Annotated in this window: 6 protein-coding genes and 1 rRNA gene; 4 read left to right on the top strand and 3 right to left on the bottom strand. The window is 30.3% G+C overall.

From position 1 onward, the window contains the following. Nucleotides 1-81: ribosomal RNA gene (rrf, locus tag ACXAHM_RS25875) — 5S ribosomal RNA — on the top strand; the annotation flags it as partial. Between the two features lie 1,121 nt (nucleotides 82-1,202). Continuing rightward, on the top strand, nucleotides 1,203-1,940 hold the full coding sequence (locus ACXAHM_RS25870; protein WP_474966981.1) for an HAD family hydrolase: 738 nt from the start codon (nucleotides 1,203-1,205) through the stop codon (nucleotides 1,938-1,940). Between the two features lie 41 nt (nucleotides 1,941-1,981). Here ACXAHM_RS25870 and ACXAHM_RS25865 read toward each other — a convergent pair whose 3' ends face one another. After that, nucleotides 1,982-2,317, bottom strand: a complete 336-nt coding sequence (locus ACXAHM_RS25865) for a hypothetical protein (protein ID WP_474966980.1) — start codon at nucleotides 2,315-2,317, stop codon at nucleotides 1,982-1,984. Nucleotides 2,318-2,651: 334 nt separating this feature from the next. On the opposite strand from ACXAHM_RS25865, the gene ACXAHM_RS25860 reads away from it, so the two are divergent. Beyond that, nucleotides 2,652-4,412 (top strand): glycoside hydrolase family 9 protein, encoded by a 1,761-nt coding sequence (locus ACXAHM_RS25860; RefSeq protein WP_474966979.1) that lies wholly within the window; start codon nucleotides 2,652-2,654, stop codon nucleotides 4,410-4,412. A gap of 22 nt (nucleotides 4,413-4,434) precedes the next feature. Here ACXAHM_RS25860 and prmC read toward each other — a convergent pair whose 3' ends face one another. After that, entirely contained in the window at nucleotides 4,435-5,295 is an 861-nt protein-coding gene (prmC, locus tag ACXAHM_RS25855) for a peptide chain release factor N(5)-glutamine methyltransferase (protein ID WP_474966978.1), read from the bottom strand. 217 nt (nucleotides 5,296-5,512) lie between these two features. Here prmC and ACXAHM_RS25850 point away from each other — a divergent pair, with 217 nt between their 5' ends. Then, nucleotides 5,513-6,001, top strand: coding sequence for a hypothetical protein (locus ACXAHM_RS25850; protein WP_474966977.1), 489 nt, complete (start codon nucleotides 5,513-5,515; stop codon nucleotides 5,999-6,001). 396 nt (nucleotides 6,002-6,397) lie between these two features. Here ACXAHM_RS25850 and ACXAHM_RS25845 read toward each other — a convergent pair whose 3' ends face one another. Further along, nucleotides 6,398-7,696: a Y-family DNA polymerase gene (locus ACXAHM_RS25845; protein ID WP_474966976.1), complete on the bottom strand. Its 1,299-nt coding sequence runs from the start codon at nucleotides 7,694-7,696 to the stop codon at nucleotides 6,398-6,400. Between the last annotated feature and the right edge of the window lie 384 nt (nucleotides 7,697-8,080).

The raw sequence follows: 8,080 nt of genomic DNA, 5'->3' as shown, positions 1-8,080 counted from the left end.
TCCCATTCCGAACAGAGCAGTTAAGCCCTACAGTGCTGATGGTACTGGGTTAACCCCCGGGAGAGTAAGTCGGCGCCACATTCATTAAATAAATAAGGTTAGTTAACACAAGATGTTGACTAACCTTTTTTTGTGTCTGTACTTTTTATTGAAAATAGAATATTGATAATAAAAAATAAATCTCACTGTTCTGTGTGTTAAGCCGATAGACGTTACTCAGAACTTACTCATTATCGAAGTTTGTAACTTCAAACGATAAAAAAAATAGAATAATGGTAATGAGGTATAAGCCAGTAAATGGCGCAAGTCTTAAGCCGTAGGCGTGACTTGTGTCTTACAATTGGCAGAAGTCTCCTGACTTCTAGAAAAAAAACTCTTTTTAAGAGTGTAGTTGTAAAGTTGAATCAATATTGCTCTAAACATACTTTCTTCTTCATTTTGTCTTGAAACAAAACGAAGCAAAAATTCAAGACTATGAAGCATAAAGCTAAATTTGTTTCCATTCCACTAAAATCTTCAAAACTCGCTTTGCTCAAACAAGTGAAGATTTTTACGCTTCATTCCATCAAATTCTACACGCTTTTTTCTTCAATGTCGTAGTAATGTAAACTTCAAGGGTATTCTTTTATTTTTTAGTTACCTCCACTGTTCTGTGTGTTACACTAGTTAATGGCACAAGTCTTAAGCCGTAGGCGTGACTTGTGTCTTACAATTGGCAGAAGTCTCCTGACTTCTAGAAAAAAACTCTTTTTAAGAGTGTAGTTGTAAAGTTGAATCAATATTGCTCTAAACATATTTTCTTCTTCATTTTGTCTTGAAATAAAACGAAGCAAAAATTCAAGACTATGAAGCCAAAAGCTAAATTTGTTTCCATTCCACTAAAATCTTCAAAACTCGCTTTGCTCAAACAAGTGAAGATTTTTACGCTTCATTCCATCAAATTCTACACGCTTTTTTCTTCAATGTCGATAATATGTAGATTTAGAGGGTATCTTTTCAATAATTCAAATGAAAATCTTTAATTGTGAATAACTTATTTGAAATTTAATTTAAAAATGGAATGTTATTTACATTGGTCATTGTTATTTAATTTTTAATGTTGATTTCTTATACTTTAATCTATATCAATGTAACTTTGTTTAATATTAAACGTAATTATTAGAATACTATAATAAATAACCAACATTTTAAAAATTGATATGATGTTACAACGTAAATATTACTTATTAATTCTTTTTACAATTCTAAGTTATACAGGAGTGAATGCCCAAGATCTAAAAAGTTGGAATGAGCCAATGAGAAGCGATTTGATCAATATGATTAAGAATGCTCCAAAGGAAGGTAGAATCGCTTCTTTCGATATGGATGGAACTATGATTTCTGAGACTCCAACATACGATATTGCTGTATTTACTATGAAATATTCTGATAAAGAAATTAAATCGAAAGACGATCTTATTAATGCTTTATTAGCTCTAGCAAAAGATGAAAAAAGCTACCATAAAAATGTAGATGAATTCTTTAAAACACATAAAGTAAGAGTTTATCAACCTATGCTTGAGTTAGTAGAATACCTTAAGAAAAATGACTTTAAAGTAATTCTATGTACTGCCTCAGAACAATATTTTGGGAAAATTGCAATGAAAAATGCTTTTCCAATCTTTGATGATGTAATTGGTACTGATTTTAAAGTGAGAGTGAATGAAAATGAAGGAAAAGTAGTTAATCTAAAAGAGAAAGGATATCCTCCAATGTTTGCTTTTGGAAATTCAGATGGTGACTATGAAATGCTCGAATTTGCTTCTCAACAAGGTTTCTTAGTAATTCATGACGATAAAAAATCAAAAGAATATGATAAACCAGAAATGTACTTGAAAGAATGTAAAGAAAAAGGTTTTAAGACCATAAATATTAGTGATTGGAAAACAATCTTTGAATAAAGAAAAATCCAGTTATCAATTACTTCGATAACTGGATTTTTTTATGCTTCTACTTTAGAAGCAGTGATACCTAATAATAGTGAGATAATGGGAATGATAACACCAACTATTACAAAAGCTGGCGCTACATGCATAAATAATTTATGAAAATCATAATCTAAATGTGTAAAACCTGCTTTATTGAAATAATAAAATGCATAACTAATAATACCCATTAGGCCTAAGGGTATATTTAAAAGCATTGAAGATTTTAATATACTACCGCTAATTCCTGAGATTATACTTCCTTTTTCTCCTTTATTTTTTAAGCTTGCTCCAAAATTAATTATTGAGAATACAATAACTAATAGGATTGCAATATCCAATACCATGTTCATCGTGTTTGAGTGTTAATTCTATAATCAATCGTCATCAATGTGTAACGTGTGTAATCATTCATGGTTTACGTATATCTTATAAATAACTGTTTCTATAGTCTATTTTTAGCTTTAAATAACCAATTTTTAATATTTTAATTATTTTCAAATGTGATTTCTTCTTCTTTCTGATCCCTCACATTTATTCTATTTTTTTACTACATCAATACAACATTTTGAAATTAATATATTGATTATTAGCACTATGCATTTTTATGGTATTTGTGCTGATTTCATTAAATGAATTAATTATAGTTTATTACAATGTGAATACTAACAACTAAAATTCATTGAAATGAAACATTTACTAACGTATACAACAATCTTTCTTGTACTTGTCGGGTGTCAATCTAAAACTAAAATCAATGATGCCAACCTTTTACTATTTAATCAAGAAGGATATTATCCTTCAGCCAAAAAAATTGTGACTGTTAAGACAGATAAATCTTTGTCCTATTCCATCTCAAATGAAAAGGGTGAAGTAATTTTATCTGATAATGTAAGTGATATTCACCAATGGCCATTTTCAAATGAATCCTATGGAACTGTTGATCTTACTTTTTTAACAGAAGAAGGAGATTATAAGTTAGAACTTTCTGATCAGTATGAAACAAATCTAACAGTAGGTAAAGATGTTGGTAATAAAGCATTAATGTCTAGTGTTGAAGCTTTTTACCTTATGCGTTGTTCTACACCAATAGAGGAAAAATATGCAGGTAAATTTGCCCGTCCAGGAGGTCATTTTGATGATCAGATTAAAATCCATGCTTCTGCTCAAGAAAATGAAGGTGATAAAGATAAAATCTTAGAAAGTACTAAGGGTTGGTATGATGCAGGTGATTATAATAAATATATAGTCAATTCTGGGATTTCTACTTATTCATTACTCCTTGCCTATGATCATTATGCTGATATGTTGAATTCAATGGAATTTAAAATACCTCATGAAAATAAAATGCTGCCTTTGTTTTTAGAGAATATAAAATGGAATCTAGATTGGATGGTAACGATGCAAGATCGAGAAGATGGTGGCGTTTATCATAAATTGACCAATGCAAACTTTGATGGTATTGTAATGCCACACAAAGGACAAGACACTCCTCGTTATGTTGTGCAGAAATCGACAGCAGCAACATTAGATTTTGCTGCTGTCATGGCATACGCTTCTCGTATTTATCGTCAATACGATGAACAGTTAGGTGATCAATACCTAAATGCAGCAATCAAAGCTTTTCAATGGGCTGAAAAAAATCCAGCTATTTTATATGATCAAAATAAGCTGAATCAAAAATATAAACCAACGATTAATACAGGTACTTATGATGATGGGTATTTAGTCGATGAATTAAACTGGGCTGCAACTGAATTATATCTTTCAACAAAGGAAGATGATTATTACCGTAAAGTTGAGTTGGATAAAGTAGATTACAATCTAATTCAAAGTTGGAACAGTGTAGGTTATCTTCCTTTATTTTCTTTAGCAAATAATAGAAATATATTATCTGATTTAGGTAAACTAGATAATGAGAAAATAAAAAATATATTACTAAACAAAGCGGATAAGTTGGTTGAGCAATATAAAAAATCTGCAACAAGAGTGAGTATGGGACATCATGAAGCTGATTTCGTTTGGGGTTCAAACAGTACAGCATCAAATCATGCTATGATACTTTTGAATGCTTATCGTTTAACGCATAATGAAGATTATATCGATGCTTCAATAGGTATATATGATTATTTATTGGGAAGAAATCCATTAGGATTATCTTATTTAACAGGAACAGGTATTAATAGAGTAATGCACCCTCATCATAGAATTTCAGAAGCTGATAGTGTTTTAGATCCTGTTCCAGGTCTACTTATTGGAGGTCCTCAAAATTCTAACAATGAAGATTGTAATTATGCAAGTGAGTATCCTGCTTTAAAATATAGCGACACTTGGTGTAGTTATTCTACCAATGAAATAGCTATTAATTGGAATGCAGCTTTTGTTTATATGATGTCTGGAATTAATAATCATTACGCTTATGATTATGAACCAATTGTCAAAAAATAAAATAGATGAACATAAAGAAAGACTAAGGAGTAATCTTCTTAGTTTTTTTTTGTTTTAATTGACCAATTACCATACGATCTTTACCTTGGAAATCTTTAATAATTGAGGTGTTTTCAAATCCCCTTTCTAACAATAAGGCTTCTGTTTCTTTTCCAAACTGTTCATTGATTTCAAAATAAAGCATTCCATTTATTTTTAATTTCTCTTGAGCAATATCTGCAATTCTCCTATAAAAAATGAGTGGATCATGATCAGAAACATATAAGGCTAATTCTGGCTCAAATTTTACTACATTTTGATCCATAATCTTTTTCTCAGCCTCTGTAACATAAGGTGGATTACTGACAATTATATCAATATCATTATATTCATCAATGGTATCAGTAAGAATATTCTTTAGAAGAAAAGTCGTTGATGCATGGAGCTGCTCCGCATTTTCTTTTGCTTTTTCTAGTGCATTTTTATTGATGTCAATTCCAATAGTTTTCAAATTACTTTCCAGCGATAAAGTAATTGGAATACATCCTGATCCAGTTCCAATATCTATTAATAAACCTTCTTTATGCTTTTGAAGTATATTCCAAACAAGTTCTTCAGTCTCAGATCTTGGAATTAATGTGTCGCTATTCAACTTAAATTTTCTTCCATAAAAATCACCTTCACCTAAGATATACTGGATGGGTTCATGTTGTAATAAGCGTTTTACATCTTCATTATATGAGGTTGTTGATAAATCAATATCATCTTGAGCTAGCAATATCTGAACTTTATCTAAATGCAATCGTTCTTCCATCCAAATAGAGGCAATACTTTGTGCTTCATTGATTTCATAGATTTCGGTTAATACCTTACTTAATTGTTGATGTAATTCTCTTGCTTTCATTCTCCCTTTTTTATTGGACTGCTAAATTATTCATTCCTTTTCATTTTTTCTTTAAAGTCTTCTTAAATCATTTTAAATCCTACGATAATCCTACTCCTTTCCCTTAAAATGACTTGTTTTTTGCTAAAAAAATATCATATTTGAAACAATGTTTCATTTTAAGGAAACAATCATAAATCTGTCATATTATAACAAACTGAAATTATTAACTAGAACGATGATAAAGACTAGAAAAAATGCTGCTCCATCCAAAGAAAACATGGTTGAAATGAGTATTCAATATATCCTAGATGGTGGTGAATGGTCATTAAGGAAATTAGCTGCACATTGTGGTACGACTACAAAGGTATTCTATACAAGATTTGATGGTGAATATGGTCTAGTGGATGAAATTGTCAAATTTATTGGAGAGAAAAAGGAAAAAAGCTATAGGGATTTAGAACAAACAATTGCTGCTTTTTATCGTTTTGAAATTGACTTCTATTATGAATATAGAATACTTGTTCAGTTTTTAGAATCAAAAGGTAGAGGAGCCAATCCATTTATGCTTTATCTTCGTGAGGCCTATATGAATTTATTTGATGGTGATGTCAATAAGATGATTTTTGCAGGTACAGTGATGCTTGGTGCACAATCTATGCTTGCCAAGGATATCGAAGTAGAGCACGAGGTGATTATACAATATTTAACTAAAGGTTTAGAATAAGCTTTATCACAAAGCTTTTTAGCATAAAAAAGAAAAAGGTCGTGCTCAGAGAGCAGGACCTTTAACAACTTAGCTAAAAACTAAAACCAATTAAAAATGAGTTCTTTATAAATATCCTCTTGACGTATCAAGAGTACTTTATGTCTTTTAATTTGTACTTATCTAACTGATTAGAAGCATAATTCGTTCCATCAGTGGAGAAAGATTAAAACGTATTAACCTCTTCTTGGAAATGTACATTACAAATGTCAGTAAAATCCTATAATTATGCAATGTATTTAGTATAAAAAGTAATTTGTTATGTAACATTTTGATGATAAAAGTTAAAAATTAGCAATTTTAACCCTAATCACAGCTTTAAATCGTGTACTTTACTCTGTTAATTTTTTAATCAAATTATTTCACAAAAGCAATTTCATTAATATTTGTTGTGAATTTATGTGATTTATTTTCTTGTTTCATATCGAAAGGTTGACGTGCTTCTATACGTTGTGATGCAAAGACTAATGTATTTTTCCCAAACCGTTTATTGATGTTATCCAATGTATCAAGAAGTTGATGTTTTCGGCAAACTTCTTGTTTTGTTTGTACAATGTTAAGAGATTGCTGAGATGATGTGTTGGGTGTTATACGAGTGAGATGAACCCCTGCTTTTTTGTAATTATGTTTTTCCTTGAAAACTTTTTTTAGTATTACTAGCATCGCTCTTATTAGAATGGTAGTATCATCTGTTGCAATTTCTAATTTTATTTTTTCACTGGCATAATAATGATTTTGTTCTCTATGTTTATCTGTCATTACAAATACAGATATATGTTGAGTAAAACTATGTTGACGTCTTAATGTTTCAGCAACAGAAGCAACAAAGCCACACATGATTTCTTTGAGGTGAGTCCAGGTATTAACAGGTTTAGAAAAAGTACGTGCAGTACCTATACCTTGTTTGGGAGCTGGACGTTCTTTAAAAGTATGACATCTTACACCTTGTAATTCTTTGTAAATACGCCAAACAGGAGCATGCCATTTTTTTTTGATGTAAGCTTCAGGAAGATCCATAAAACTACCAATGGTGAATACATTATGTTCTTGTAATGATTTACAATGTTGTCTACCAATTCCCCATAATTCATCTATAGGCCAATGTGCAATGTATTTTTTATCTTTTTCATAAGCAGATAATTCACATACTCCAGGAAAATTAGGATCTTTTTTCGCTAGATGATTGGCAAGTTTGGCCAATGTTTTTGTACTGCCGATACCTACTGCAACGGGTACTCCAGTTCTATTTTTTATAGTGCGCTTAATCAGAGTGCCAATTCCTGTTGTTTCTTCCGTATTGGATAAATCTAGAAAAGCTTCATCAATTGAATACACTTCTATTGCAGATCCATATTGTCTAATTAGTGCCATGATACGTTGAGATAAGCTAGAGTATAATGCATAATTTGACGAAAAAACGGCTACTTCTTTCTTTTGCATCACAGACTTCATTTTAAAGAAGGGGGTTCCCATTTTAAATCCCAATTTCTTCGCTTCTTTATTTCCAGCTACCACACATCCGTCATTATTAGATAAAACCACAACAGGTTTTCCTTCCAAATCGGGTCTAAATACTGTCTCACATGATGCATAAAAACTATTACAGTCAATGAGGGCATATTTATTTTGTCTTCTTCCAAGTAAATCTTTTGTCATATTCCTACTTCATTAAGCATATGTATGGCCTCTCTAAAAAGAAACCATGATTCTAAACTGATATTGATGTTAGTCATGTGCTTAATTATATAAATCGTTAAGCACTCGTTGTTAAGGAATATAACGCAAATATAATATAAATGTTTATTATATAAACATAAAATGATAAATAAATAATCATTTGTGATTCTTGATATGTGCGTTAAAAAATGAATCTTGAAAAAAGAATATTATTTATTTAAAAAATAACACTTTACAACTGTTTGATTTATAGTGAATAATAAAAAAAGTGCAAAAAAATCAATAGCGTCCTAAACGTTTAAAAAAGTGTGAGAAAAGTTTAAGTATCTCAATTAACTTTGAGTTGCATAAAAAAAACATATT

The sequence above is a fragment of the Flammeovirga sp. AWQ4_249 genome (assembly GCF_056161045.1).
This window is presented reverse-complemented; position numbering and strand designations above follow the sequence as displayed.